Source organism: Acidovorax sp. BLS4 (assembly GCF_032929295.1).
Taxonomy (GTDB): domain Bacteria; phylum Pseudomonadota; class Gammaproteobacteria; order Burkholderiales; family Burkholderiaceae_C; genus Paracidovorax.
In genome coordinates, this window is record NZ_CP136797.1 from 456,293 (window position 1) to 480,025 (window position 23,733).

At 65.1% G+C, this 23,733-nt stretch carries 23 protein-coding genes and 1 tRNA gene; 16 read left to right on the top strand and 8 right to left on the bottom strand.

What is annotated here, in order from left to right; translation table 11 throughout:
* The first annotated feature begins 34 nt into the window (after window positions 1-34).
* The 3 genes from R1Z03_RS02195 to pdxA all read left to right on the top strand — a co-directional run bounded on the left by R1Z03_RS02195 (window position 35) and on the right by pdxA (window position 3,152).
* On the top strand, window positions 35-1,288 hold the full coding sequence (locus tag R1Z03_RS02195; protein WP_317356495.1) for a lipoprotein-releasing ABC transporter permease subunit: 1,254 nt from the start codon (window positions 35-37) through the stop codon (window positions 1,286-1,288).
* Entirely contained in the window at window positions 1,281-2,009 is a 729-nt protein-coding gene (lolD, locus tag R1Z03_RS02200; RefSeq protein ID WP_317356497.1) for a lipoprotein-releasing ABC transporter ATP-binding protein LolD, read from the top strand. Before R1Z03_RS02195 ends, lolD begins: the two co-directional genes overlap by 8 nt.
* A gap of 81 nt (window positions 2,010-2,090) precedes the next feature.
* Window positions 2,091-3,152: a 4-hydroxythreonine-4-phosphate dehydrogenase PdxA gene (gene pdxA / locus R1Z03_RS02205; protein ID WP_317356499.1), complete on the top strand. Its 1,062-nt coding sequence runs from the start codon at window positions 2,091-2,093 to the stop codon at window positions 3,150-3,152.
* 46 nt (window positions 3,153-3,198) lie between these two features.
* On the opposite strand, the gene mscL is transcribed toward pdxA, so the two are convergent.
* Complete coding sequence (mscL, locus tag R1Z03_RS02210) at window positions 3,199-3,627, bottom strand: large conductance mechanosensitive channel protein MscL (protein ID WP_284393702.1); 429 nt, start codon at window positions 3,625-3,627, stop codon at window positions 3,199-3,201.
* Window positions 3,628-3,763: 136 nt separating this feature from the next.
* Between mscL and petA the strand changes: the two genes are divergently transcribed.
* The 6 genes from petA to R1Z03_RS02240 all read left to right on the top strand — a co-directional run bounded on the left by petA (window position 3,764) and on the right by R1Z03_RS02240 (window position 7,969).
* Window positions 3,764-4,363 (top strand): ubiquinol-cytochrome c reductase iron-sulfur subunit, encoded by a 600-nt coding sequence (petA, locus tag R1Z03_RS02215; RefSeq protein ID WP_272565535.1) that lies wholly within the window; start codon window positions 3,764-3,766, stop codon window positions 4,361-4,363.
* A gap of 11 nt (window positions 4,364-4,374) precedes the next feature.
* Window positions 4,375-5,790, top strand: coding sequence for a cytochrome bc complex cytochrome b subunit (locus tag R1Z03_RS02220; RefSeq protein WP_284405471.1), 1,416 nt, complete (start codon window positions 4,375-4,377; stop codon window positions 5,788-5,790).
* A 20-nt stretch (window positions 5,791-5,810) separates the two neighbouring features.
* Window positions 5,811-6,566 carry a cytochrome c1 gene (locus R1Z03_RS02225; protein ID WP_272565533.1) on the top strand — a complete coding sequence of 252 codons (756 nt, stop codon included), beginning with the start codon at window positions 5,811-5,813 and terminating at the stop codon, window positions 6,564-6,566.
* 99 nt (window positions 6,567-6,665) lie between these two features.
* Window positions 6,666-7,277 carry a glutathione S-transferase N-terminal domain-containing protein gene (locus R1Z03_RS02230; protein ID WP_272565532.1) on the top strand — a complete coding sequence of 204 codons (612 nt, stop codon included), beginning with the start codon at window positions 6,666-6,668 and terminating at the stop codon, window positions 7,275-7,277.
* 33 nt (window positions 7,278-7,310) lie between these two features.
* On the top strand, window positions 7,311-7,844 hold the full coding sequence (locus R1Z03_RS02235) for a ClpXP protease specificity-enhancing factor (RefSeq protein WP_284409383.1): 534 nt from the start codon (window positions 7,311-7,313) through the stop codon (window positions 7,842-7,844).
* A gap of 49 nt (window positions 7,845-7,893) precedes the next feature.
* Window positions 7,894-7,969: transfer RNA gene (locus R1Z03_RS02240), tRNA-Thr, on the top strand.
* A gap of 49 nt (window positions 7,970-8,018) precedes the next feature.
* On the opposite strand, the gene R1Z03_RS02245 is transcribed toward R1Z03_RS02240, so the two are convergent.
* Window positions 8,019-8,318, bottom strand: coding sequence for a hypothetical protein (locus R1Z03_RS02245; RefSeq protein ID WP_272565530.1), 300 nt, complete (start codon window positions 8,316-8,318; stop codon window positions 8,019-8,021).
* Between the two features lie 4 nt (window positions 8,319-8,322).
* Here R1Z03_RS02245 and R1Z03_RS02250 point away from each other — a divergent pair, with 4 nt between their 5' ends.
* The 7 genes from R1Z03_RS02250 (at window position 8,323) to R1Z03_RS02280 (ending at window position 18,091) form a co-directional block, all read left to right on the top strand.
* Window positions 8,323-9,330 (top strand): M23 family metallopeptidase, encoded by a 1,008-nt coding sequence (locus R1Z03_RS02250; RefSeq protein WP_284405549.1) that lies wholly within the window; start codon window positions 8,323-8,325, stop codon window positions 9,328-9,330.
* Between the two features lie 135 nt (window positions 9,331-9,465).
* Window positions 9,466-12,222 (top strand): preprotein translocase subunit SecA, encoded by a 2,757-nt coding sequence (gene secA, locus R1Z03_RS02255; RefSeq protein ID WP_317356504.1) that lies wholly within the window; start codon window positions 9,466-9,468, stop codon window positions 12,220-12,222.
* 149 nt (window positions 12,223-12,371) lie between these two features.
* Window positions 12,372-14,099 carry an ABC transporter permease subunit gene (locus R1Z03_RS02260; RefSeq protein WP_317356507.1) on the top strand — a complete coding sequence of 576 codons (1,728 nt, stop codon included), beginning with the start codon at window positions 12,372-12,374 and terminating at the stop codon, window positions 14,097-14,099.
* Window positions 14,100-14,116: 17 nt separating this feature from the next.
* Window positions 14,117-15,454, top strand: coding sequence for a nitrate/sulfonate/bicarbonate ABC transporter ATP-binding protein (locus R1Z03_RS02265; protein ID WP_317356509.1), 1,338 nt, complete (start codon window positions 14,117-14,119; stop codon window positions 15,452-15,454).
* A gap of 64 nt (window positions 15,455-15,518) precedes the next feature.
* Complete coding sequence (gene argJ, locus R1Z03_RS02270) at window positions 15,519-16,748, top strand: bifunctional glutamate N-acetyltransferase/amino-acid acetyltransferase ArgJ (protein WP_317356511.1); 1,230 nt, start codon at window positions 15,519-15,521, stop codon at window positions 16,746-16,748.
* A 22-nt stretch (window positions 16,749-16,770) separates the two neighbouring features.
* Window positions 16,771-17,643: an ATP-binding protein gene (locus R1Z03_RS02275; protein WP_284408205.1), complete on the top strand. Its 873-nt coding sequence runs from the start codon at window positions 16,771-16,773 to the stop codon at window positions 17,641-17,643.
* A complete protein-coding gene (locus tag R1Z03_RS02280) occupies window positions 17,636-18,091 on the top strand; it encodes an NUDIX domain-containing protein (protein ID WP_317356515.1) in 456 nt (151 codons plus the stop codon). Before R1Z03_RS02275 ends, R1Z03_RS02280 begins: the two co-directional genes overlap by 8 nt.
* A 40-nt stretch (window positions 18,092-18,131) precedes the next feature.
* Here the strand turns inward: R1Z03_RS02280 and R1Z03_RS02285 are convergent, their stop codons facing one another.
* The 6 genes from R1Z03_RS02285 to pilB all read right to left on the bottom strand — a co-directional run bounded on the left by R1Z03_RS02285 (window position 18,132) and on the right by pilB (window position 23,691).
* Window positions 18,132-18,380: a DNA gyrase inhibitor YacG gene (locus tag R1Z03_RS02285; RefSeq protein ID WP_317356518.1), complete on the bottom strand. Its 249-nt coding sequence runs from the start codon at window positions 18,378-18,380 to the stop codon at window positions 18,132-18,134.
* A 13-nt stretch (window positions 18,381-18,393) separates the two neighbouring features.
* Entirely contained in the window at window positions 18,394-19,149 is a 756-nt protein-coding gene (zapD, locus tag R1Z03_RS02290) for a cell division protein ZapD (RefSeq protein WP_272565520.1), read from the bottom strand.
* Between the two features lie 64 nt (window positions 19,150-19,213).
* Window positions 19,214-19,834: a dephospho-CoA kinase gene (gene coaE, locus R1Z03_RS02295; protein ID WP_317356523.1), complete on the bottom strand. Its 621-nt coding sequence runs from the start codon at window positions 19,832-19,834 to the stop codon at window positions 19,214-19,216.
* 4 nt (window positions 19,835-19,838) lie between these two features.
* Window positions 19,839-20,723 (bottom strand): A24 family peptidase, encoded by an 885-nt coding sequence (locus R1Z03_RS02300; protein ID WP_317356525.1) that lies wholly within the window; start codon window positions 20,721-20,723, stop codon window positions 19,839-19,841.
* Window positions 20,723-21,940, bottom strand: a complete 1,218-nt coding sequence (locus tag R1Z03_RS02305) for a type II secretion system F family protein (protein ID WP_272565514.1) — start codon at window positions 21,938-21,940, stop codon at window positions 20,723-20,725. The genes R1Z03_RS02300 and R1Z03_RS02305 overlap by 1 nt, the downstream gene beginning before the upstream one ends.
* A 20-nt stretch (window positions 21,941-21,960) precedes the next feature.
* Window positions 21,961-23,691, bottom strand: a complete 1,731-nt coding sequence (gene pilB / locus R1Z03_RS02310) for a type IV-A pilus assembly ATPase PilB (RefSeq protein WP_284405479.1) — start codon at window positions 23,689-23,691, stop codon at window positions 21,961-21,963.
* Window positions 23,692-23,733: the final 42 nt, after the last annotated feature.

A 23,733-nucleotide genomic window follows, 5' to 3' on the forward strand; every position in this document is an offset into this window, starting at 1 on the left:
TTTCCAGAGCGGCGGCGGGCCTTCCATCACACCCATGCAAATTCCCTACGAGCTGGCCCTGGGCTGGCGCTACACCCGGGCCGGGCGCGCCACGCGGCGCAACGGCTTCATCTCGTTCATCTCGGGCGTCTCCATGCTGGGCATCGCGCTCGGCGTGGCGGCGCTCATCATCGTGCTCAGCGTGATGAACGGCTTTCAGAAAGAGGTGCGCGACCGCATGCTGAGCGTGGTCTCGCACATAGAGATCTTCGCCCCCCACGGCGCGGCGCTGCCGGACATGCCGCGCACGCTGGCCCAGGCGCGGGCCAACCCCGAGGTCGTGGGCGCGGCGCCGTTCGTGTCCGCGCAGGCGCTGCTGGCGCGCGGCGAGGACATGAAGGGCACGCTGGTGCGCGGCATCGACCCGCTGCGCGAAGGCGAGGTGACCGACCTGGCCGCCGCCAACGTCGACGCCCTCAAGGCCCTGGTGCCGGGCGAGTTCCGCGTGGTGCTGGGCAGCGAACTGGCCCGCGCCCTGGGCGTGCGCCTGGGCGACGCGGTCACGCTGATCGCGCCGGGCGGGCAGGTGACGCCCGCGGGCGTGGTGCCCCGCCTCAAGCAGATGACGGTGGCGGGCACGTTCAACTCGGGGCATTACGAATACGACTCGGCGCTGGTGCTGCTGCACCACGAGGACGCCGAACGCATCTTCCGCCTGGAGGGCCCGACCGGCATCCGCCTCAAGCTCAAGGACCTGCACCGCGCGCCCCAGGTGGCGCAGGAGCTGGCGCACTCGCTCACCGGCGACCTGCTGATCCGCGACTGGACGCAGCAGAACCGCACCTGGTTCGCCGCCGTGCAGCTGGAAAAACGCATGATGTTCATCATCCTCACGCTCATCGTGGCGGTGGCGGCGTTCAACCTCGTGTCCACGCTGGTGATGACCGTGACCGACAAGCGCGCGGACATCGCCATCCTGCGCACCCTCGGCGCGAGCCCGGGCAGCATCATGGGCATCTTCGTGGTGCAGGGCGCGATGGTGGGCGTCATCGGCACGCTGGCCGGCCTGCTGCTGGGCCTGGGGATCGCGGTGAACATCGACGTGATCGTGCCGGCCATCGAGCACGCGCTGAACGCGAGCTTCCTGCCCAAGGACATCTACCTCATCAGCAAGATGCCGAGCGAGCCGCAAAGCAGCGACATCGTGCCCATCGGCATCATTTCCCTGGTGCTGGCCTTCGTGGCCACGCTCTATCCCAGCTGGCGCGCGAGCCGCGTGAACCCCGCGGAGGCCCTGCGCTATGAATGACCTGTCCACGCCCGGCGCCGCCGCGCCCCATGCCGCTCCCGCCGCCCGCGGGCCGGTGGTCCTGCAGGCCCGGGGCCTGACCAAGCGCTTCACCGAAGGCCGCCTGGACGTCACCGTGCTGCAAGGGGTGGACCTGGACGTGCATGCCGGCGAGACGCTCGCCATCGTCGGCGCTTCGGGCTCCGGAAAGAGCACGCTGCTGCATCTGCTGGGCGGGCTGGATGCGCCCACCGCCGGCAGCGTGCAGCTGCAGGGCAAGGCCTTCGACACGTTGTCGGCCGACCGGCAGGGCCAGCTGCGCAACCAGCACCTCGGGTTCATCTACCAGTTCCACCACCTGCTGCCGGAGTTCAGCGCGCAGGACAACGTGGCCATGCCGCTGCGCATCCGCCGCATGCCGTATGCCGACTGCGTGGCGCAGGCGGTCGACATGCTCACCGCCGTGGGGCTGGGCGGCCGGGTGCAGCACCGGCCGGCCGAGCTGTCCGGCGGCGAGCGCCAGCGCGTGGCGATCGCGCGGGCCCTGGTCACCCGGCCCGCCTGCGTGCTGGCCGACGAGCCCACGGGCAACCTGGACCGGGCCACCGCCGACGGGGTGTTCCAACTGATGCTGCAGCTCGCGCGCGACAAGGGCACGGCGTTCGTGATGGTCACCCACGACGAGTCGCTCGCCGCGCGCTGCGACCGCGTGGTGCGGCTGACCTCGGGCGTGCTGGCGTGAGCCCTGGGCCGTCAATGGGTTTTTAATGCTATTAAATTAATAGCGAAATGCCCTAGAAAAATATGCGCTAGAGCCCGATTCATGCCTTCATCCGACTCTTCCCTCGCCCTGCCGCCCCTGGCCATCACCCAGGGCGATCCGGCCGGCATCGGCCCTGAAATCGTGGCCAAGGCGTTCCGCGATGCGCCGGACGACCTGCGCGGCTGCTTCGCCGTGGGCGATCTGGCCACGCTGCGCCGGGCCGCCCAGTGCATCCAGCGGCCCGGCGAGCCGTCGCTGCCCGTGGCCACCCTGGATGCGCCGGCCGACGTGGCCGGCGTGCCGCCGCGCTGCCTGCCGGTGTGGCCCCTGCCCGGTTTGCCGGGGCCGGTGCCCTTCGGGCAGGTGAGCGCGCAGGCCGGCCGGGCGGCGGCCGACTGCGTGGTCTGGGCCGCGCGGGCCGCCCTGCGCGGCGAGATTGCCGCCCTGGTCACCGCGCCGCTGCACAAGGAGGCGTTGAGCGCCGCGGGCGTGGATTTTCCCGGCCACACCGAACTGCTGCAGGCCGAGGCGGCACGCCATGCCGGCGTGCCGCTGGCCGGCATGCCCGTGCGCATGATGCTGGCGAGCGACGAGCTGCGCACCGTGCTGGTGAGCATCCATGTCTCGCTGCGCGATGCGATCGCGGCCGTCACGCGCGAGAACGTGCTGGACTCGCTGCGCATCACCCACGAAGCGCTCTCGCGCAGCCTGGGCCGCGCGCCGCGCATCGGCGTGGCGGGGCTCAATCCGCACGCGGGCGAGGGCGGCCTGTTCGGCCCTGAAGAGTTGGAAGTGATCGCCCCGGCCGTCGAGGCCGCGCGCCGCCTGGGCGTGGACGCGCACGGCCCCTACGCCCCCGACACCATCTTCATGCGGGCACGCCACACGCCGCAGCGCGCGGGCGAGTTCGATGCCGTGCTGGCGATGTACCACGACCAGGGACTGATACCGGTCAAGTACCTGGGCGTGGACAAGGGCGTGAACGTGACGCTCGGCCTGCCGCTGGTGCGCACCAGCCCCGACCACGGCACGGCATTCGACATCGCCGGCCAGGGCATCGCGGATGCCTCCAGCCTGATCGAGGCCGTGCGCATGGCGCGGCGGCTGGCCTCGGCCGCCTGAGCGGCCGGAAGGCCGCCTGCGCCGGGTGCTCCGGGCGCCCGGCCTTTCAGCGCTTGAGGCTGTCCCGGATCTCGCGCAGCAGCACGATGTCTTCCGGCGTCGCCACCGGGGCCGGCGCGGGTGCCGGCGCCTGGCGCTTGAGGCGGTTGATCTGCTTGACCATCATGAAGATGATGAAAGCCAGGATCAGGAAGTTGACCGCCACGGTGATGAAGTTGCCGTAGGCCAGCACCGGAACGCCGGCCTTCTTGAGCGCGTCCAGCGTCTGCGGCACGCCGGGCGGCACGGTGCCCAGCACCACGAACAGGTTGGAGAAATCCAGCCGGCCGAAGACCAGCCCCACCACCGGCATGATCAGGTCGCCGACCACCGAATCGACGATCTTGCCGAAGGCGCCGCCGATGATCACGCCGACCGCAAGGTCTACCACATTACCTTTGATCGCGAACTCTTTGAATTCCTTTGCGATGCTCATTTCGCCCCTCCTTGATATAGCTGAAAACCCTCGCAGTATTGCGCAGGTTGAGGGGTGTTAACGCCTAGGAATACCCATTTTCACTCCGCTACAATTCCGCGATTGCCCCACCCAGCGAAGTACAACGAGGACACCCATGAGTGAAACTCCTATCGACTCCAGCAAGCGGACGTGGCTCATCGCCTCTGGCTGCGCTGGTGCCGTGGGCGGCGTAGCAACCGCCGTACCGTTCGTGAGCACGTTCCAGCCTTCCGAGAAGGCCAAGGCGGCAGGCGCCGCGGTCGAAGTCGATATTTCCGATCTCAAGCCGGGCGAGAAAATCACGGTCGAATGGCGCGGCAAGCCCGTGTGGATCATCAAGCGCACGCCCGACCAGCTCGCCGCGCTGCCCTCGCTGGATGCGCAGCTGGCCGACCCGAAGTCGGAGCGCAAGCCGAGCGAACTCACCCCCGAATACGCCCGCAACGAAGCGCGTTCCATCAAGCCTGAAATCCTCGTGGCCGTGGGCATCTGCACCCACCTGGGCTGCTCGCCTTCGGACAAGTTCGTGCCCGGTGCGCAGCCCTCGCTGCCCGACGACTGGAAGGGCGGCTTCCTGTGCCCCTGCCACGGTTCCACGTTCGACATGGCCGGCCGCGTGTTCAAGAACAAGCCGGCGCCGGACAACCTGGAAGTGCCTCCCCACATGTACCTGTCGGAGACCAAGCTCCTGATCGGTGAAGACAAGAAGGCATGAGGGAACACGACATGGCCCACGAATTCAAGGACATCTCCCCCAACGCCTCCACCGGCGCCAAAGTCACCAACTGGTTCGAGAACCGGTTCCCGACCGCGTTCGACGCCTACCGCGTCCACATGTCGGAGTACTACGCGCCGAAGAACTTCAACTTCTGGTACATCTTCGGCTCGCTGGCCCTGCTGGTGCTGGTGATCCAGATCGTCACCGGCATCTTCCTGGTGATGCACTACAAGCCCGACGCGGCGAAGGCCTTCGAGTCGGTCGAGTACATCATGCGCGACGTGCCGTGGGGTTGGCTCATCCGCTACATGCACTCCACGGGCGCCTCGGCGTTCTTCGTGGTGGTGTACCTGCACATGTTCCGCGGGCTGCTCTACGGCTCGTACCGCAAGCCACGCGAACTGGTCTGGATCTTCGGTTGCGCCATCTTCCTGGCGCTGATGGCCGAGGCGTTCATGGGCTACCTGCTGCCCTGGGGCCAGATGTCGTACTGGGGCGCCCAGGTGATCGTGAACCTGTTCGCGGCCATCCCCTTCATCGGCCCCGACCTCGCGCTGCTGATCCGCGGCGACTACGTGGTGGGCGATGCCACGCTGAACCGCTTCTTCAGCTTCCACGTGATCGCCGTGCCGCTGGTGCTGCTGGGCCTGGTGGTGGCGCATCTGCTGGCGCTGCACGACGTGGGCTCCAACAACCCCGACGGCGTGGAGATCAAGGGCCCCAACGCCCCCCGCGACGACAAGGGCCACCCGCTGGATGGCATCCCGTTCCACCCCTACTACACGGTGCATGACATCTTCGGGGTCTGCGTGTTCCTGTTCATCTTCTCGGCCGTGGTGTTCTTCGCGCCCGAGTTCGGTGGCTACTTCCTCGAGTACAACAACTTCATCCCGGCCGATCCGCTCAAGACGCCTGCGCACATCGCGCCCGTCTGGTACTTCACGCCGTTCTATTCCATGCTGCGCGCCATCACCAGCGAGATGATGTATGCCCTCATCGCGTGCGTGGTGCTGGCCGCCGGCTTCGGCGTGGTCAAGGGCCGCCTGCCGGTTTTCATCAAGGTGGCGATCGTGGCCATCGCGGCAGCGGCCATCGCCCTCATGCTGTCGATCGACGCCAAGTTCTGGGGCGTGGTCGTGATGGGCGGCGCCGTCATCATCCTGTTCTTCCTGCCCTGGCTGGACATGAGCCCGGTCAAGTCGATCCGCTACCGTCCGGGCTGGCACAAGTACCTGTACGGCATCTTCGTGATCAACTTCGTCGCACTGGCCTATCTGGGCGTGCAGCCACCGTCGCCGCTGGGCGAGCGTGTCTCGCAGGTCGGCACCCTGTTCTATTTCGGTTTCTTCCTGCTCATGCCCTGGTGGAGCCGGCTCGGCGAGCCCAAGCCCGTGCCGGACCGCGTGATCTTCAAGGCGCATTGAGCAGGCAGGAGACCCATCCCATGAAAAAAATCATCCTCACGCTGATCGCGGCCCTGGGCATCGCCACGGGCGCGCAGGCTGCCGAAGGCGGCATCGCCTGGGACAAAGCCCCGGTCCAGACCAACGACACGGCCTCGCTGCAAAACGGCGCCAAACTGTTCGTCAACTACTGCCTGAGCTGCCACTCGGCCGCGTTCATGCGGTTCAACCGCCTGAAGGACATCGGCCTCACCGACCAGCAGATCAAGGACAACCTGCTGTTCACCACCGAAAAGGTGGGCGAGACCATGAAGTCCACCATCGATCCGCGCCAGGCCAAGGACTGGTTCGGCGCCAATCCGCCCGACCTCACGGTGATCGCCCGCTCGCGCGCCGGCCATGGCGGAACGGGGGCGGATTACCTCTATACCTTCCTGCGCACTTTCTACCGCGACGAGACCAAGGCCACGGGATGGAATAATCTCGCCTTCCCGAGTGTCGGCATGCCTCACGTGCTCTGGCAATTGCAGGGCGACCGTCGCCCCGTGTTCGAACAGCAGGAGAGCCATGGCCACAAGACGGAAGTCTTCAAGGGCTGGACGCAGGTGAGTCCGGGCACAATGAGCCCCCTCCAATACGACCAGGCCGTGGGTGATCTCGTCAATTACCTGCAATGGATGGGCGAGCCAGCGCAAAATACCCGGTTGCGCGTCGGCGTCTGGGTTTTGATTTTCCTCGGTGTGTTCACGGTGATTGCCTGGAGGCTCAACGCAGCTTTCTGGAAAGACATCAAGTAACCGCACCAACCGCCTGCGGCGCCAGACCTGGCGCTGCCCAGGTTTTCAGAGTGGACGCATCCTGCGCCCACTCTTTTTGATTTTTAGGAGCCTCTCACCATGATGGTGCTTTATTCGGGTACGACCTGTCCCTTCTCCCATCGCTGCCGTTTCGTTCTGTTCGAGAAGGGAATGGACTTCGAGATCCGCGATGTGGACCTGTACAACAAGCCCGAAGACATCAGCGTGATGAACCCCTACGGACAGGTGCCGATCCTGGTCGAGCGCGACCTGATCCTGTACGAGTCGAACATCATCAACGAATACATCGACGAGCGCTTCCCGCATCCGCAACTGATGCCCGGCGACCCGGTGGACCGCGCCCGCGTGCGCCTGTTCCTGCTGAACTTCGAGAAGGAACTGTTCGTTCACGTGAACATCCTCGAATCGCGTGCCACCAAGGGCAACGAGAAGGCGCTGGAAAAAGCCCGCGCCCACATCCGCGACCGCCTCACGCAACTGGCGCCCGTGTTTCTCAAGAACAAGTACATGCTGGGCGAGAATTTCTCGATGCTGGACGTGGCCATCGCGCCGCTGCTCTGGCGCCTGGACTACTACGGCATCGACCTGAGCAAGAACGCCGCGCCGCTGCTCAAGTATGCTGAGCGCATCTTCTCGCGTCCTGCGTACATCGAAGCGCTGACGCCTTCCGAAAAAGTCATGCGCAAGTGATTGCGCGATCCTTCCTTCCCGCACGCCACCATGATGAACGCCCAGGATTCCACCTCCACTCGCCCCTATCTCATCCGGGCCTTGTATGAGTGGTGCACCGACAACGGGCTCACGCCCTACGTTGCCGTGCGGGTGGACGACTCGGTGCAGGTGCCGCGCGAGTATGTGAAGGATGGCGAGATCGTGCTCAACATCAGCTACGACGCGACCAGTGCGCTGCAGCTGGGCAACGATTTCATCGAGTTCAAGGCGCGCTTCGGCGGCAAGCCGCGCGACATCATGGTCCCCGTGGGCCGCGTGATCGCCATCTACGCGCGCGAGAATGGCCAGGGCATGGCCTTTCCGCCGCCGGTGGACGTGCTGGAGCCGAGCGAAGGCGGCGTGCTGTCTTCCTCGGTCCTCAGCACGGCCACCTCCGCGCCCGCGGAGTCCGAGTCTTCGACGGGCGCGGACGATCGTGTGGTGCAGCTGGTGTCCACCGATTCGCCTCCGGACGACGGTGGTGCGCCGCCCCGGCCGACGTCGCCGGGCGCCGGTGGCCGGCCCTCGCTTAAGCGCGTCAAATAGCGTTGCCATGCGGCTGCGGCGCAGTTCGCGCGGCTAGAATGCAGCCTTCGCCGATTTAGCTCAGTTGGTAGAGCACCCGCCTTGTAAGCGGTAGGTCGTCAGTTCGATTCCGACAATCGGCACCATCTTTCCCTCTTTTCGTCTCCCCCTTTGCCATGCCTTCCCTTGCGGGCTTCAGGTTTGGATTTTGAGGCGAATGGAGTTAACCTCCCACCCCCGAGTGCGCAAATGCGCCTGCAAGGCAGGCAGCAGCTGACGCACCTTGGCCGCCGCTGCGTTGCTGCGCACCAGCAGGCACCATGTCGGGCCTTCGATCGGCCCTGCCTGAATGGCGGGCCGCAAAGTGGGTGGAATCAATGGCTCGATGGCCTTGAGCCGCTCCGTGGATTCGCGCGTCAGTGCCGCCAGCTTGGCCAATGTGGGGGATTCCTCCGTGGCTTGAAGCAGGGTGACGGCTTGGTGACGGCGGTTCATGGCAATGCGCCGCGCGGCGCGGAGAAATGTAGTGCACTTGATTATCACGGACGCCCGGCTGGCGCGAAGCCGGGCCATACACCTGACAGGGACACGGCTCATGGCGGCGGGCTTGCTGGTCTCGTTCACCATCATGCTGGTCGCGGCCATGCTCTACCACTGGGTCTTTCTCAAGGGCGCGCGCGAAGGCTGGCCCATCGTCGGGTCGCTGGTCAAGCTGGTGGCCAAGGACGAAATGGAAGAGCGCGACCGCTTCATGCGCGCCAACCTCGACGCCATGGCGCGCAAGGTCGGCGAGATGCAGGCGCGCGTCATGCAGCTGGAATCGCTGGGCGAGCGGGTGCTGGGGCTGGCGGGCATGCCGGCGTCGGAGCTGTCGCGGCCGCCGGGGCAGGGCGGCGCGCTGGTGTCGGGCCACCCCATGGACATGCAGGAGCTGGAGCGCACGCTGGACGACCTGGCCCAGCTCACGGACCGCCGGGTGGACCTGATGACGGTGGTGGAATCGCGGCTGTTCGACCAGCACATCCGAAAGCACATGGTGCCGACGCAGGCGCCGGTGCTGGGCAAGCTCCCCGGCTCGGCATTCGGCTGGCGCATCGACCCCATCACGGGCCACTCCGCCCTGCACACGGGATTGGACTTCCAGGCGGACACGGGCACGCCCATCCTCGCGGCGGCCGGGGGCGTGGTGGTCGCGCAGGAGTACCACCCCGCCTACGGCAACATGATCGAGGTGGACCACGGCAATCAGCTGGTCACCCGGTATGCGCATGCCTCCAAAACGATGGTCAAGCGCGGCGACCTCGTGCGCCGCGGGCAGAAGATCGCCGAGGTCGGCACGACCGGCCGCTCCACCGGCCCCCATCTGCATTTCGAGGTGCTGGTGCAGGGCGTTCCGCAGGATCCGCAAAAATTCCTGATGGCCGGAGCCCAGGCGCCCTCCACCCGCGTGGCCAGTGCCGGACCGGCCCAAAAGGCCGATGGCCAGCCCGTCACCCCGCGCAGGTAAAATCTGCGGTCCGGACCTGCCGACCCGGGTTGCGCAACTTGCAACCCGAGAACGCAGCCCCACCTGAACTCACTTCTTCTTTAGGGATTCTGGTCGCGCCGTACGCCCTCGGGCACGCGGCGCGGTCCTGCTCGCATGGCCACCAATTTCCTCACCAAATTATTCGGCAGCCGCAATGACCGGCTCCTCAAGCAATACCGCAAGACGGTGGCCCGCATCAATGCGATGGAGCCCGACTACGAAAAGCTGAGTGACGAGGCGCTGCGCGCCAAGACCGCCGAGTTCAAGGAACGCGTCTCCAAAGGCGAATCGCTGGACGATCTGCTGCCAGAGGCTTTCGCCGTGGTGCGTGAAGGCTCCAAGCGCATCATGAAAATGCGCCACTTCGATGTCCAGCTGCTGGGCGGCATGGCGCTGCATTACGGCAAGATTTCGGAAATGCGCACCGGCGAAGGCAAGACGCTGACCGCCACGCTGCCGGTCTACCTGAATGCGCTGTCCGGCGACGGCGTGCACGTGGTGACGGTCAACGACTACCTCGCCAACCGCGATGCCCAGTGGATGGGGCGCCTGTACAACTTCCTGGGCCTGACCGTCGGCATCAACCTGCCGCAGGCCCCGCGCGAGGAAAAGCAGGCCGCCTACCAGGCCGACATCACCTACGGCACGAACAACGAGTACGGCTTCGACTACCTGCGCGACAACATGGTGTACGAGTCGCGCGACCGGGTGCAGCGCGGGCTGAACTTCGCCATCGTCGATGAGGTGGATTCGATCCTGATCGACGAGGCGCGCACGCCGCTCATCATCAGCGGCCAGGCCGAAGACCACACGGCGATGTACATCGCCATGAACGAGGTCGTGCCGCTGCTGGTGCGCCAAGAGGGCGAGGCCGATCCGCGCACCGGCGAGGGCGTCACCAAGCCGGGCGATTTCACGCTCGACGAGAAGACGCACCAGGTGTTCCTGACCGAGCAGGGCCATGAAACCGCCGAGCGCGTTCTTGCCAGCCGCGGCTTGATCGCCGAAGGCGCATCGCTCTACGACCCGGCCAACATCACGCTCATGCACCACCTGTATGCGGCGCTGCGGGCCAACCACCTCTACCACCGCGACCAGCACTACGTGGTGCAGGAAGGCGAGATCGTCATCGTGGACGAATTCACCGGCCGCCTCATGTCGGGCCGCCGCTGGAGCGAAGGCCTGCACCAGGCCGTCGAGGCCAAGGAAGGCGTGGGCATCCAGGCCGAGAACCAGACGCTGGCATCCATCACGTTCCAGAACTACTTCCGCCTGTACAAGAAGCTGGCGGGCATGACCGGAACGGCCGACACCGAGGCCTATGAATTCCAGGAAATCTACGGCCTGGAAACCGTGGTGATTCCTCCGAACCGCCCGAGCAAGCGCAACGACCAGCTGGACCGCGTGTACAAGACCACGCGCGAAAAGTACGAGGCGGCGATCAAGGACATCCGCGAGTGCCATGAGCGCGGCCAGCCCGTGCTGGTGGGCACCACGTCGATCGAGAACTCCGAAATCATCGACCAGCTGCTGCAAAAGGAAAACCTGCCGCACCAGGTGCTGAACGCCAAGCAGCATGCCCGCGAGGCCGACATCGTGGCCCAGGCCGGCCGTGCCGGCATGATCACGATCGCGACCAACATGGCGGGCCGCGGCACCGACATCGTGCTGGGCGGCAACATCGAGAAGGCGCTGGCCGCCATCGAGAGCGACGAGTCGCTCGACGAGGCGACCAAGGAAAGCCGTGTGGCCGAGGTGCGCGCGCAGTGGACGCGCGATCACGAGAAGATCAAGGAGCTGGGTGGCCTGCGCATCATTGCGACCGAGCGCCACGAGTCCCGCCGCATCGACAACCAGTTGCGGGGCCGCTCGGGCCGCCAGGGCGACCCTGGCTCTTCGCGGTTCTACCTGAGCCTGGACGATTCGCTGATGCGCATCTTCGCCGGCGACCGCGTGAAGGCGATCATGGACCGCCTCAAGATGCCCGATGGCGAGGCCATCGAAGCGGGCATCGTCACGCGCAGCATCGAGTCGGCGCAGCGCAAGGTCGAGGCGCGCAACTTCGATGTCCGCAAGCAGCTGCTGGAGTACGACGACGTTTCCAACGACCAGCGCAAGGTGATCTACCAGCAGCGCAACGAGATCCTGGACGCGACCGACCTGTCCGGCCTGATCGCCAACATGCAGGAAGACTGTCTGACCGATCTGGTGCGCCAGTACGTGCCGGCCGAATCGGTCGAGGAGCAGTGGGACCTGCAGGCGCTCGAGAAGGCACTGGCCGAGGATTGGCAGATCCAGTTGCCGCTCAAGCAGGAAGTGGACAGCGCGCACGCCATCACCGACGACGAGATCCTGGAAAAGGTGCTCACCGCAGGCAAGGCCGCCTTCCAGGCCAAGCTGGAGCTGGTGGGCCAGGAGAATTTCAACCAGTTCGAACGCGCGGTGCTGCTGCAGAGCTTCGACTCCAACTGGCGCGACCACCTGGCGGCCCTCGATTACCTGCGCCAGGGCATCCACCTGCGCGGCTACGCGCAAAAGCAGCCCAAGCAGGAATACAAGCGCGAGGCGTTCGAGCTGTTCCGCCAACTCATCGACCAGGTCAAGAACGAAGTGACCAAGATCCTGATGACGGTGCAGGTGCAGTCGCCTGCGCAGCTGGACGAGGCCGCCGAGGCCCTGGAGAGCCGTGCCGAGAAGATCGCCAACGTGACCTACACCGCCCCCACCGAGACCGGTGAGGTGGAGGTCCGCTCCGAGGCCGCCATGGCGGCCGGTGCGCTCGCGGGCGAAGTGCCCCGTGTCGGCCGCAACGACCCATGCCCTTGCGGCAGCGGCAAGAAGTACAAGAGCTGCCACGGCCGTCTGGACTGACCATGCGCCGCCCTGATCGCAGGGCGGGATGCCTGTGCCCCGGGCGCGCAGGGATGGGGCGCGGCGGGCCGCAGCAGTGGTGGCTTCGTCTTCGGCTTGTCACGGGCCGCTGCTAGGCTGTTTCGCGTCACAGGGAGAAGGGCGCAAGGATGATCGACAAGCGGTTTTTCCCGCGGCAGGTGGTGCAGGCCACCGGTAACCGATGGGATTGGGCCCTGCTACCCCTTGTGCTGGCCGTGCTCTTCGCGCTGGCCTGGGGCGGCTCGCAGATGGCACGGCCCTACCAGGTGGGCGACGTGCTGCCGCTGTCGCTCGATCCGTGGATGCTGCCGTACTATCTGCTGCGCACCACGCTGCGCATGTTCATCGCACTGGGCGCATCGCTGGTGTTTGCCTGCGTCTTCGCGGCGCTGGCGGCCAAGTACCGCACGGCGGAGCGGGTGATGGTGCCGCTCTTGGACATCCTGCAGTCCATCCCGATCCTGGGCTTCCTGTCGATCACCGTGACGGGGTTCATTGCGCTGTTCCCTGGCAACCTCTTCGGCGTCGAGTGCGCGGCGATCTTCGCCATCTTCACCTCGCAGGCCTGGAACATGGCCTTCAGCCTGTACCAGTCCATGCGCACGGTGCCGGCCGAACTGCGCGAAGCCGCTGCGGTGTTCCAGCTCTCGGGCTGGCAGCGCTTCTGGCGGCTGGAGCTGCCCTTCGCCATGCCAGGGCTGCTGTGGAACATGATGATGTCCATGTCCGGCGGCTGGTTCTTCGTGGTGGCGTCGGAGGCGATTTCGGTATCGCACCAGGACATCAAGCTGCCGGGTGTGGGCTCGTACATCGCCCTGGCCATCGAGGCGCGCGACCTGGGCGCGATCGGCTGGGCGATCGTGGGCATGCTGGTCGGCATCGTGCTGTACGACCAGCTGTTCTTTCGCCCGCTCATCGCCTGGGCCGACAAGTTCCGGTTCGAGGAGGGCGGCAGCGAAGCCCAGCCGACCTCCTGGCTGCTGTCCTGGATGCGCCGCACGTCGCAGCTCAAGCGGGTGGTGGCGCTGTTCGTGGTGCCGCTGGAGTGGTCGCTCACGCGGCTGCGCCGTCGTCATGACGGCACCTCGATCCGTGCACGCCCCTCCGTGCCCCATCCCGCCCTGACGCGCGCGGGCGATGCCTTGCTGGCGGCGGCGGTGATGTTGGCGGTGATCTGGCTCGTGCGCTTCATCCACAGCGAGGTGGGCTGGCACGAGGTAGGCCATGTCTTCGTGCTCGGCACGTACACGCTGGTGCGCGTGGTCGTGCTGATCCTGCTGGCGGCGGTGGTCTGGGTGCCGGTGGGCGTCTGGATCGGCATGAATCCGCGCTGGGCGGGCCGGTTGCAGGCCGTGGCGCAGTTTCTGGCGGCCTTTCCGGCCAACCTGATGTTCCCGCTGGCCGTGGTGCTGATCGTGCGCTGGCACCTCGATCCGAACCTCTGGCTGGCGCCGTTGATGGTGCTCGGCACGCAGTGGTATCTGCTCTTCAACGTGATCGCCGGGGCTTCCAGCGTGCCGTCGGAGTTGCGTTATGCCGCACAGAATCTGGGGCTGTCGGGCTGGCTGCGCTGGAAGCGCTACCTGCTGCCGGCGGTGTTTCCCAGCTTCGTCACCGGTGCGATCACGGCCAGCGGCGGCTCGTGGAATGCGAGCATCGTGGCCGAGTACGTGACCTGGGGCGACACCACGTTGCAGGCCGATGGCCTGGGCAGCTACATCGCCCACATGACGGCGATCGGCGACTTTCCCCGCATCGCGCTGGGCATCGGCGTGATGTGCGTCTTCGTCATGGGCATGAACCATTTCGTGTGGCGGCGCCTCTACGCGATGGCCGAAAACCGCATGCACTCCTGACGCCTGGAACCGAACCCATGGAAACCTCTCCCATGTCCCCCATCGCCGAGCTGGCCCAGGTGGGCAAGTCTTTTCGCTCCAGCGACGGCACCGCGCGTTCGGTGCTGGAGGGGGTCGATCTCGTGCTGCAGGAGGGCGAGATCGTGGCGCTGCTCGGGCAGTCGGGGTCGGGCAAGTCCACGCTACTGCGCATCCTGGCGGGCCTGGTTCCGGTGGATGCCGGCGATGTTCGCTACCGGGGCCAGCCGCTGTACGGCCCGGCGCGCGGCATCGCCATGGTGTTCCAGTCGTTCGCGCTCTTTCCGTGGCTCACGGTGCAGCAGAACGTGGAGCTGGGCCTGGAAGCCCGGGGGGTGGCCCCCGCCGAACGATCACGGCGGGCCGCCGCCGCCATCGAGCTGATCGGGCTGTCCGGGTTCGAGGGCGCGTTGCCGCGCGAGCTGTCGGGCGGCATGCGCCAGCGCGTGGGCATCGCGCGCGCCCTGGTGGTGGAGCCCGAAGTGCTGCTGATGGACGAGGCCTTTTCGGCCCTCGATGTGCTCACGGGCGAACGGCTGCGCGACGACATTCTGGAGCTGTGGGGCAGCGGCAGCATGCCCACGCGCGCCATGCTCATCGTTTCGCACAACATCGAGGAGGCCGTGCTCATGGCCGACCGGGTGCTGATTTTCGCCAGCAACCCGGGCCGCGTTCGGGCCGAGCTGCCGATCCAGCTGCCTCGCCCGCGCCACCCCGACAGCCCTGAGGTGCGGGCCCTCATCGACGAGGTCTACGGGCTCATGACGGCGCGCCAGCCGGGCGCGGGTCGCCCGGCCGCCGAGCCGTCCCGCAGGCCCCTGGCCGACCAGTTGCCGGCTGCCGATGTCGGGCGGATGGAAGGGCTGCTCGAGCGGCTGTCCGAGGCGCCCTTCGACGGCCGGGCCGACCTGCCGCGCATGGCCGAAGACGCGGAACTGGCCGATGACGAACTGCTGGTTCTGGCCCAGGCGCTGGCCCTGCTGGGGTTTGCGCAGCTGGCCGACGGTGACCTGCACCTGACCGCGCTGGGCCAGCGCTACGTGCAGGCGCCCAACACCGTGCGGCAGACCCTGTTCGGCCAGCAACTGCTCGCGCATGTTCCGCTGGCGGCCCACATGCGCCACAGCCTGGAGCAAGACCCTGCGGGCGAGCTGCCGGAAAAGCCGTTCCTGCGCCTGCTGCACGAAAGCCTGGACGAGGCCCAGGCCGAACAGGTGCTGCGCACGGTCATCGAATGGGGCCGCTATGGCGAAGTGTTCGAATACGATTTCCACACCGGACTGATCCACCTGCCCGATGGCGATGCCAGCCAGGCCGCGCCAAAAGCCACGCCCTAGAATCGGCAGCTTTCGCCGTTGACCTTCCTTCTTCTTTCTCCCTTACCCGCCGAGACCCACTGCCATGCCCGTGAACCTGATTGCGCCGAATCCCGCTGACCTGCATCCCGTGCCCGGCGTGCGCCTGGGCGTGGCCATGGCCGGGGTGCGCAAGGCCAATCGCCGCGACCTCACGGTGCTGCTGATCGACGAAGGCGCGACCGTGGCCGGCGTGTTCACGCAGAACCGCTTCTGCGCGGCCCCCGTGCAGGTCTGCCGCGAGCATCTGGCGGGTGGCCAGGCCATCCGCGCCATCGTGGTCAATACCGGCAATGCCAATGCGGGCACGGGCGCCGAGGGCCTGGCGCGCGCACGGTCCACCTGCCAGGCTGCGGCCGGCTTGCTGGGCCTGTCGCCTTCGCAGGTGCTGCCGTTTTCCACGGGGGTGATCATGGAGCCGCTGCCCGTCGACCGCATCGAAGCCGGCCTGCCCGCTGCCATCGCGGACGCGCAGCCCGGCCATTGGGCGCAGGCGGCCGAAGGCATCATGACCACCGATACGCTGCCCAAGGCCTTCAGCCGGCAGGTGCAGATCGGCGGCGCCACCGTGACGGTGACGGGCATCAGCAAGGGCGCGGGCATGATCCGCCCCAATATGGCCACCATGCTGGGCTTTCTGGCCACGGATGCGCGCATCGAACCCGCACTGCTGCAGCCGCTGCTGCGCGAACTGGCCGACCGTTCGTTCAACCGGGTGACGATCGACGGCGACACCTCCACCAACGATTCGTTCGTGGCCATCGCCACCCAGCAGGCCGCGCATGCGCCCATCGTGTCGCTGGACAGCGCCGAGGGCCAGGCGCTCAAGGCCGCGATGCTGGACGTCGCGCAGAAGCTGGCACAGGCCATCGTTCGCGACGGCGAGGGCGCCACGAAGTTCATCACCGTCCGCGTCGAGGGCGGCAAGACGGCGGAAGAATGCCAGCTGGTGGCGTACGCCATCGCGCATTCGCCGCTCGTCAAGACGGCCTTCTTCGCCAGCGACCCCAACCTGGGCCGCATCCTGGCGGCGGTGGGCTATGCCGGCGTCGCCGATCTCGACCAGACCCTCATCGAGCTGCACCTGGACGATGTGCATGTGGTGACGAAGGGCGGGCGCAACCCCAGCTACCGCGAGGAAGACGGCCAGCGCGTGATGAAGCAAAGCGAGATCACCGTGCGCGTGGGCCTGGGCCGTGGCGATGCCGCGGAAACAGTGTGGACCTGCGATTTCAGCCACGAGTACGTGACGATCAACGCCGACTACCGTTCCTGAATCCGGGCCCCCTGCAGCGCTTATGACCGCCACCTTCGAACACCTGATGCTCCGTGCGGAGCAATTGATCTCCCGCATCGAATCGGTACTGCCCCAGGCCCTGACCGCACCGGATTGGTCCCGTGCCATCGCGTGGCGCTATCGCAAGCGCAGCGGCGGCCACGGTGCGCTGGAGCCCGTGCGCCACGTGGGGGGCATGCGTCTGGACGATCTGAAGGAAATCGACGCCCAGAAAGAAAAGATCCAGCGCAACACCCAGCAGTTCGTGGAAGGCCGGCCGGCCAACAACGTGCTGCTGACGGGCGCCCGCGGGACGGGCAAGTCCTCACTCATCAAGGCGTGTCTCAATACCTATGCGCCTCAGGGGCTGCGCCTGATCGAGGTGGACAAGGCCGATCTGACGGACCTGCCCGACATCGTGGAGATCGTGGCGGATCGGCCCGAGAAATTCATCGTCTACTGCGATGACCTGAGCTTTGAAGAGGGCGAGCCGGGGTACAAGGCGCTGAAGTCGATCCTCGACGGATCGGTGGCGGCTTCCACGCCCAACGTGCTGGTGTATGCCACCAGCAACCGCCGCCACCTGCTGCCCGAGTACCACAAGGAAAACCTGTCCTATACCCACACGGAAGATGGCGAGGTGCACCCGGGCGAGGTGGTGGAAGAAAAGATCTCGCTGTCCGAACGGTTCGGCCTGTGGGTCAGCTTCTACCCTTTCAGCCAGGACGAATACCTGGCCATCGTGGCGCAGTGGCTTTCCTTCCTGGGCGTCGCGGATGCGGAGATTGCCGCAGCGCGCCCCCAGGCGCTGGTCTGGGCACTGGAGCGCGGATCGCGCAGCGGCCGGGTCGCCTACCAGTTCGCGCGGGACTATGCGGGGCGCCAGCATGGCTGATTCCGTCGCCCCTGTCGACGCCAGAACGCACACCGACGTGGCGGTCGGCATCCTGCTGCGTGCGGATGGCGCCATGCTGCTGTCCACACGGCCCGCGGGCAAGCCTTACGCCGGGTACTGGGAGTTCCCTGGCGGCAAGCTGGAGGCCGGGGAGACCGTGGAAGAGGCCTTGCGGCGCGAGTTGATCGAGGAGCTAGGCGTCACCATCGGTGCGGCATCCGTCTGGAAGGTGACGGAGCACGACTATCCCCACGCGCTGGTTCGCTTGCACTGGTGCAAGGTCTGGGAATGGCAGGGCGACTTCGAAATGCGCGAGGGCCAGACCATGGCCTGGCAGCAGTGGCCCCTGCAGGTCTCGCCCGTACTGCCGGGCGCTTATCCCGTACTGGAGTGGCTGGCCCAGGAGCGGGGAGCTACCTTTGACCCTTCCACGATCAATCAGCTATAAAAATAATAGCTAAACACCTTAGAAAAATATGCCCTGGGGGCTATTTTTCCCAGGCGCCCGGTGCAATGTGCGGAAGCCCGTCGCCCAGGTCGGGGTCTTGGGTCGGCGGTTCGGTAGGCACGCGGAATTCTTCGCTCGCCCAGGCCCCCAGGTCGATCTGCTTGCAGCGTTCGCTGCAAAACGGTCGGAACGGATTGCTGGGGCCGTAGAGGCTCTCGCCACGGCAGGCCGGGCACGTCACGTACTTGGCGTTGGAGGGGGCCGGCGAACGCGGCTGAGAACGGCTCATGGTCAACGGGCGCTCAGGCGCACAAGGTCAGTTCGAACGCGGCATCTTCGTTGGCGGCATGCAGCTTGCCGTCGTCATGCTGGCGCATCAGCCGCACGGAGACGATCAGGCGGTTGCCGCTGATTTCCGGGATCAGGTCGAGGGAAGGATCGATGCGAAGGCGCAGCAGTTGGAAGGTGCGGCCCTGGGGCAGGGTCTGCTGGAACTGCCCATGGTCCGCGGCCACCTTCTGGGGCACGCCCGAATCACGCAGCAGCTTCAGCAGGACATACAACGACTCCGCCAGGGGGGCGAGGGTGGTCGCCCAGGCTTCCAGATCCTGCTGGCGCTGCTGGGGGGCATGGTGCTGCCAGGCGTAGTAGGCCGGCAGATCGAAGCCGCAGGTTCCCCCGGGAATGCCCACCCGGCTGCGGATGCTCATCAGCCAGTCGTTTTCCGCCAGGGCCTGCCCTGCCTTGCCCGTCTGCGCATTCAACCCGGCAAAGCACCGATCGAGCTGCGCGATGATGCCGTCCAGAACCGCTTCGGAAATCGAAGGGTTGCCCCGGTAGCCATCCAGCTGGTGCTTCTGCTTTTCCAGATCCTTGAGCACATCCGACTTGAGATCGGCGCGTGCCGCGACATCCATGATTTCGAAGACCGTCACCAGTGCGTAGTGGTGATCCAGAGGATGCTGGCGCGGAATCAACTCACCCAGGCGGCGAAACAGCTGCTCCAGCCGCAGGTAGGTTCTCAGTCGTTCGTTGAAGGGATATTCGTAAAGGATCACGCTGCAGGGTTCCTGGGGGCACACGGCTGGCGCTGCCAGCTTCGCGCGTCCGATATGCCGGGCATCATAGCCCGAACCGCTGGGCGATCTGAAGGACGTCAGCTCGCAACCCTTGCAGCGAGATTCCGTCGTTGTAGACCACCATGTCCGCTGCCGCCCGCCGGATCGCCCGGGGGGCTTGGGACGCCATGATGCCTTCGATCGTCTCGCGCGTCAGGGCGCTGCGCTGCTGCACCCGGAGGATCTGGGTTTCTGGGGTGCAGTCCACCACGAGAATTTGGTCCAGCTGCTGCGCCCAGCGGGCAGACTCGACCAGCAGCGGGATGTCGAAGACGATCAGGGCCGCACCGCTTTGCACGGCGCGCGAAGCGGCTTCCTGCGTTGCCAGGGCCACCAGCGGGTGGACGATGCGCTCCAGGCGCTGACGCGCCGCCGGGTCTGTGAACACGCGTTCCCGCATGCGGTCGCGGTCCATCGCGCCGTGCGCATCGATCAAGGCGTCGCCGAACGCGTCGCGGATGGGGCCGATGGCGGCCCCCCCTGGGGCCGTCACCTGGCGCGAAAGCCGATCGGCGTCGATGAGTGCGGCGCCGTGTTCCGCCAGCATTTGGCCCACCGTGCTTTTCCCGCTGCCGATGCCGCCGGTCAAACCCAGGCGCAGAGCGGGCCGCGATTCGGTCGCCATGGGCTCAAAGCCCCAGGCTGCTCAGTAGCCCTTGCAGGATCGTTTCCGGCCCGAACACCATGGCTGCGAGTCCCGAGCCGACCAGGAACGGACCGAAAGGAACGTATCCGCCTTCGCGCAACTGGCTGGCGAATTTCATGCCGATGCCAATGAACGCTCCGATGACGGACGCAATGAGAATGATCGGCACCAGCGCCGGCCAGCCGAACCAGGCCCCGAGCGCTGCAAAGAGCTTGAAGTCGCCATGGCCCATGCCTTCCTTGCCTGTCGCGAGCTTGAAGGCCCAATACACCGTCCACAGGGACAGGTAGCCTCCCACGGCCCCCAAAACCGCGCTGAACAGCGGAACGCTGGTCCACTGCAGCGCAGAGACGATGAGGCCCGCCCAGAGCAAGGGCAACGTGATGTCGTCGGGCAGCAGCGTGGTGTCCCAGTCGATGAACGCCAGAGCGATCAGCGCGGCGGCGAATCCGCACCAGGCCACTGCGGTGAGCGTCGTGCCCCAATGCCAGCCGCAAAAGAAGAAAAGGCCGCCCGTGGCCAGTTCGACCAAGGGATATCGGGGGCTGATCCGCACTTTGCAGGCGGAGCATCGTCCGCGAAGCCACAGATAGCTCAGGACCGGGATGTTTTCATACCACTGCACCGCATGCCCGCAGGCAGGGCACCGCGACGCCGGCGTCCAGAGATTGAAGGGTTCCACCGGCGCCACTTCGGCCTGCGTGGACGCCGCATCCTTGTTCGCCATGGCGGCAAAGTCAGCGCATTCTGCGGCCCATTGCCGCTCCATCATCTTCGGCAAGCGATGGATCACGACATTCAGGAAGCTACCGATCAGCAGACCCAAAATGCCGAGTACCGAAGCGTCTCCCCAAGGTCCCAGTTCCATCAGACGACTTGACCCAGTTTGAAGATCGGCAGATACATCGAAACCACGATGCCCCCAATGATGGTGCCCAGGAACACGATGATGATGGGCTCCATCAGGCTGGACAGCCCCGCGACCATTTCATCCACTTCCGCCTCGTAGAAGTCGGCGGCTTTGCCCAGCATGTGGTCGATGGAGCCGGATTCTTCGCCAATGGCGCACATCTGGATCACCATGGACGGGAACACGTTGGCGTTGCCCATGGCAGCCGTCAAGCTCGTCCCGGTCGAGACTTCCTGCTGGATTCTTTCCGTCGCGAGGGCATACACGGAATTGCCGGAGGCGCCGCCCACCGAATCCAAGGCTTCAACCAGAGGAACCCCTGCGGCGAACATGGTGGACAGCGTCCGGGTCCAGCGAGCAACACATGATTTATCGATCAAGGACCCGAACACCGGAAGCCGCAGCAACAGACGGTCCATGAACATCTGTACTTTTTCGCTGCGGCGCCAGGCCTGCATGAAGAAATAAAATCCGCCCCCCAATACGCCAAAAATCAGCCACCACCATTTGACGAAGACCTCGCTCATGGCCATCACGAGGAGCGTAGGTGCCGGCAGTTCAGCGCCAAAGGAGGTGAATACTTCCTTGAATGCGGGGATCACAAAGATCATGATCACCGTGACCACGACGAATGCAACGATCACCACCGAAATGGGGTACATCAATGCCGATTTGATCTTCGATTTGATGGCCTCGGTCTTTTCCATGTACATGGCAAGCCGGTCCAGCAGCGCCTCCAAGATACCCGCGGCCTCGCCGGCTTCGACGAGGTTGCAATAAAGGCTGTCGAAGTACATGGGGTACTTGCGGAAGGCCGCATTCAGCGACGTCCCGGTTTCCACGTCACTTCGAATGTCGTTGAGCAATTTCGTGACGCTGGCATTGGTATTGCCCCGGCCCACAATATCGAAGGATTGCAAGAGTGGCACGCCAGCCTTCATCATGGTGGCCATCTGGCGCGTGAACAATGCGATGTCCTTGGGCTTGATCTTCTTGCCCGAACGCATGCGCCGCTTCTTGATCTTGGTAGGCAGCACACCTTGTCTGCGCAAGGTCGCCTGGACCTGGTTTTCACCTACGGCGCGCACTTCCCCGCGGACAATCTTTCCACTGCGATCCTTGCCCTCCCATTCAAAGACGAAGTCCTTGATATCCCTCGATGCGGCGGTTGCCATAATGATCCTCGCGATTGGCGCTATTCGTTGGTGACAGCCAGCACCTCTTCGAGAGAGGTCAGCCCCATCTTGGCTTTATGAAGGCCTGCTTCGCGCAAGGAGCGAACCCCCTCGGCCTTGGCCTGCTTGGCGATTTCCAAGGCGCTTCCATCGCGCAAAATAATGCGTTGAATTTCTTCGGAAATCGGCATGACCTGGTAAATGCCCAGCCGCCCCTTGTAGCCATTGTTGCAAGCGGAACAACCGACCGGACGATAGGTCACCCAGGTGCCATCGATTTCATCCTCTTTATAGCCTGCCTCGAGCAGGGTTTCATGTGGAATATCGGCGGGTGCTTTGCAGACCGGGCACAAACGGCGAGCCAGGCGCTGGGCTGTTATCAGAATGACGCTGGACGCAATGTTGAATGGCGCAATTCCCATATTGCGCATCCGGGTGAGCGTGGTCGGAGCATCGTTGGTGTGGAGGGTGGACAGCACCAAGTGGCCCGTCTGTGCCGCCTTGATGGAAATATCCGCCGTTTCAAGATCGCGAATTTCGCCGACCATGATGATGTCGGGATCCTGGCGCAGAAACGACTTGAGTGCGGTGGCGAACGTCAGCCCCGCTTTTTCATTGACGTTCACCTGATTGACACCAGGCAAATTGATTTCCGAGGGGTCCTCCGCGGTCGCGATGTTGACGCCTGCCTTGTTCAGCAAGTTCAGGCAGGTATACAAGGAGACGGTTTTCCCTGAACCCGTTGGCCCGGTCACCAAAATCATGCCGTAAGGCCGGCCGATGGCATGCATCAGCCGTTCCTTTTCTTCCGGCTCATAACCCAGCGCATCGATGCCAAGCTTGGCGCTGCTGGGATCCAAAATCCGGATCACGATCTTTTCGCCAAAGAGCGTAGGCAGCGTGCTCACCCGAAAGTCGATGACCCGGTCCGGGCCGACTTTGAGCTTCATGCGGCCATCTTGTGGGACACGCTTTTCCGAAATGTCCAGTCTGGAAATGACCTTGATTCGGGACGCCAGCTTGTCCTTGATGGCAATGGGGGGCGAAGCAATTTCGCGCAATTCGCCATCGATGCGAAAACGCACCCGGTACTGGTGCTCGTAAGGTTCGAAATGCAAATCGGAAGCGCGCATGTTGAACGCGTCCAAAAGCATTTTGTGAAGGAACTTGACGATCGGCGCGTCTTCAACGTCGTTGGCGCTGTCGGAGTTTTCGGGAGCTTCTTCGACCTTGACATCGTCGAACTCGAAATCTCCCCCGCCCGACAGGCTTTCCATCGACTCGCTGACCGACTTGGTATTGGCCTCGATCAGCTTGATGAGCTTGTCGTATTCCGCAATGATCCAGTCCACCCCCATCTGGGTGGTGAATTTGATCTTTTCCGCTGCCTCCTGGTCGGTGGGGTCTGCGGTGGCCACGATCAGCCGGTTGTTGCGCTTGCTCAGTGCCACGACACGATAGGCGAGGCAGATCTTCGGATCCAGAAGATCTTTGGGAATCCGAAGGGGATCGATGGCTTCCAGATCCAGCAAGGGCGCACCGAATACGGCAGAAACCGTGTGCGCCAGATCGGCAGAGGAAACAGCCCCCGACCCGGTCAACTCGGCAATGAAGCTTGTTTTGCCAACCTGTGACTTGCGAAAGATATCTTCGGCTGATTTTTGACTCAGCTTGCCGGCTGACATCAATGCCCGGCCTAGACCTGGCAGGGCAATTGCGGCGCCTTCTTTGGGTGCGGTATCAACGGCCATGTAACCAGCAGAATCAATGTGGATGGAAAGGAAACCATCCTA

Bases quoted from the DNA above. Each gene is read 5' to 3' on its own strand.
- R1Z03_RS02235 (WP_284409383.1), top strand. From the start codon at position 7,311: ATGAACGCCCAGGATTCCACCTCCACTCGCCCCTATCTCATCCGGGCC.
- argJ (WP_317356511.1), top strand. From the start codon at position 15,519: ATGCCCGTGAACCTGATTGCGCCGAATCCCGCTGACCTGCATCCCGTG.
- R1Z03_RS02275 (WP_284408205.1), top strand. From the start codon at position 16,771: ATGACCGCCACCTTCGAACACCTGATGCTCCGTGCGGAGCAATTGATC.
- pilB (WP_284405479.1), bottom strand. From the start codon at position 23,691: ATGGCCGTTGATACCGCACCCAAAGAAGGCGCCGCAATTGCCCTGCCA.
- R1Z03_RS02300 (WP_317356525.1), bottom strand. From the start codon at position 20,723: ATGGAACTGGGACCTTGGGGAGACGCTTCGGTACTCGGCATTTTGGGT.
- R1Z03_RS02285 (WP_317356518.1), bottom strand. From the start codon at position 18,380: ATGAGCCGTTCTCAGCCGCGTTCGCCGGCCCCCTCCAACGCCAAGTAC.
- R1Z03_RS02195 (WP_317356495.1), top strand. From the start codon at position 35: ATGCAAATTCCCTACGAGCTGGCCCTGGGCTGGCGCTACACCCGGGCC.
- petA (WP_272565535.1), top strand. From the start codon at position 3,764: ATGAGTGAAACTCCTATCGACTCCAGCAAGCGGACGTGGCTCATCGCC.
- R1Z03_RS02245 (WP_272565530.1), bottom strand. From the start codon at position 8,318: ATGAACCGCCGTCACCAAGCCGTCACCCTGCTTCAAGCCACGGAGGAA.
- R1Z03_RS02280 (WP_317356515.1), top strand. From the start codon at position 17,636: ATGGCTGATTCCGTCGCCCCTGTCGACGCCAGAACGCACACCGACGTG.
- R1Z03_RS02230 (WP_272565532.1), top strand. From the start codon at position 6,666: ATGATGGTGCTTTATTCGGGTACGACCTGTCCCTTCTCCCATCGCTGC.
- pdxA (WP_317356499.1), top strand. From the start codon at position 2,091: ATGCCTTCATCCGACTCTTCCCTCGCCCTGCCGCCCCTGGCCATCACC.
- lolD (WP_317356497.1), top strand. From the start codon at position 1,281: ATGAATGACCTGTCCACGCCCGGCGCCGCCGCGCCCCATGCCGCTCCC.
- R1Z03_RS02220 (WP_284405471.1), top strand. From the start codon at position 4,375: ATGGCCCACGAATTCAAGGACATCTCCCCCAACGCCTCCACCGGCGCC.
- R1Z03_RS02305 (WP_272565514.1), bottom strand. From the start codon at position 21,940: ATGGCAACCGCCGCATCGAGGGATATCAAGGACTTCGTCTTTGAATGG.
- R1Z03_RS02260 (WP_317356507.1), top strand. From the start codon at position 12,372: ATGATCGACAAGCGGTTTTTCCCGCGGCAGGTGGTGCAGGCCACCGGT.
- R1Z03_RS02250 (WP_284405549.1), top strand. From the start codon at position 8,323: ATGCGCCGCGCGGCGCGGAGAAATGTAGTGCACTTGATTATCACGGAC.
- coaE (WP_317356523.1), bottom strand. From the start codon at position 19,834: ATGGCGACCGAATCGCGGCCCGCTCTGCGCCTGGGTTTGACCGGCGGC.
- secA (WP_317356504.1), top strand. From the start codon at position 9,466: ATGGCCACCAATTTCCTCACCAAATTATTCGGCAGCCGCAATGACCGG.
- R1Z03_RS02265 (WP_317356509.1), top strand. From the start codon at position 14,117: ATGGAAACCTCTCCCATGTCCCCCATCGCCGAGCTGGCCCAGGTGGGC.
- mscL (WP_284393702.1), bottom strand. From the start codon at position 3,627: ATGAGCATCGCAAAGGAATTCAAAGAGTTCGCGATCAAAGGTAATGTG.
- R1Z03_RS02225 (WP_272565533.1), top strand. From the start codon at position 5,811: ATGAAAAAAATCATCCTCACGCTGATCGCGGCCCTGGGCATCGCCACG.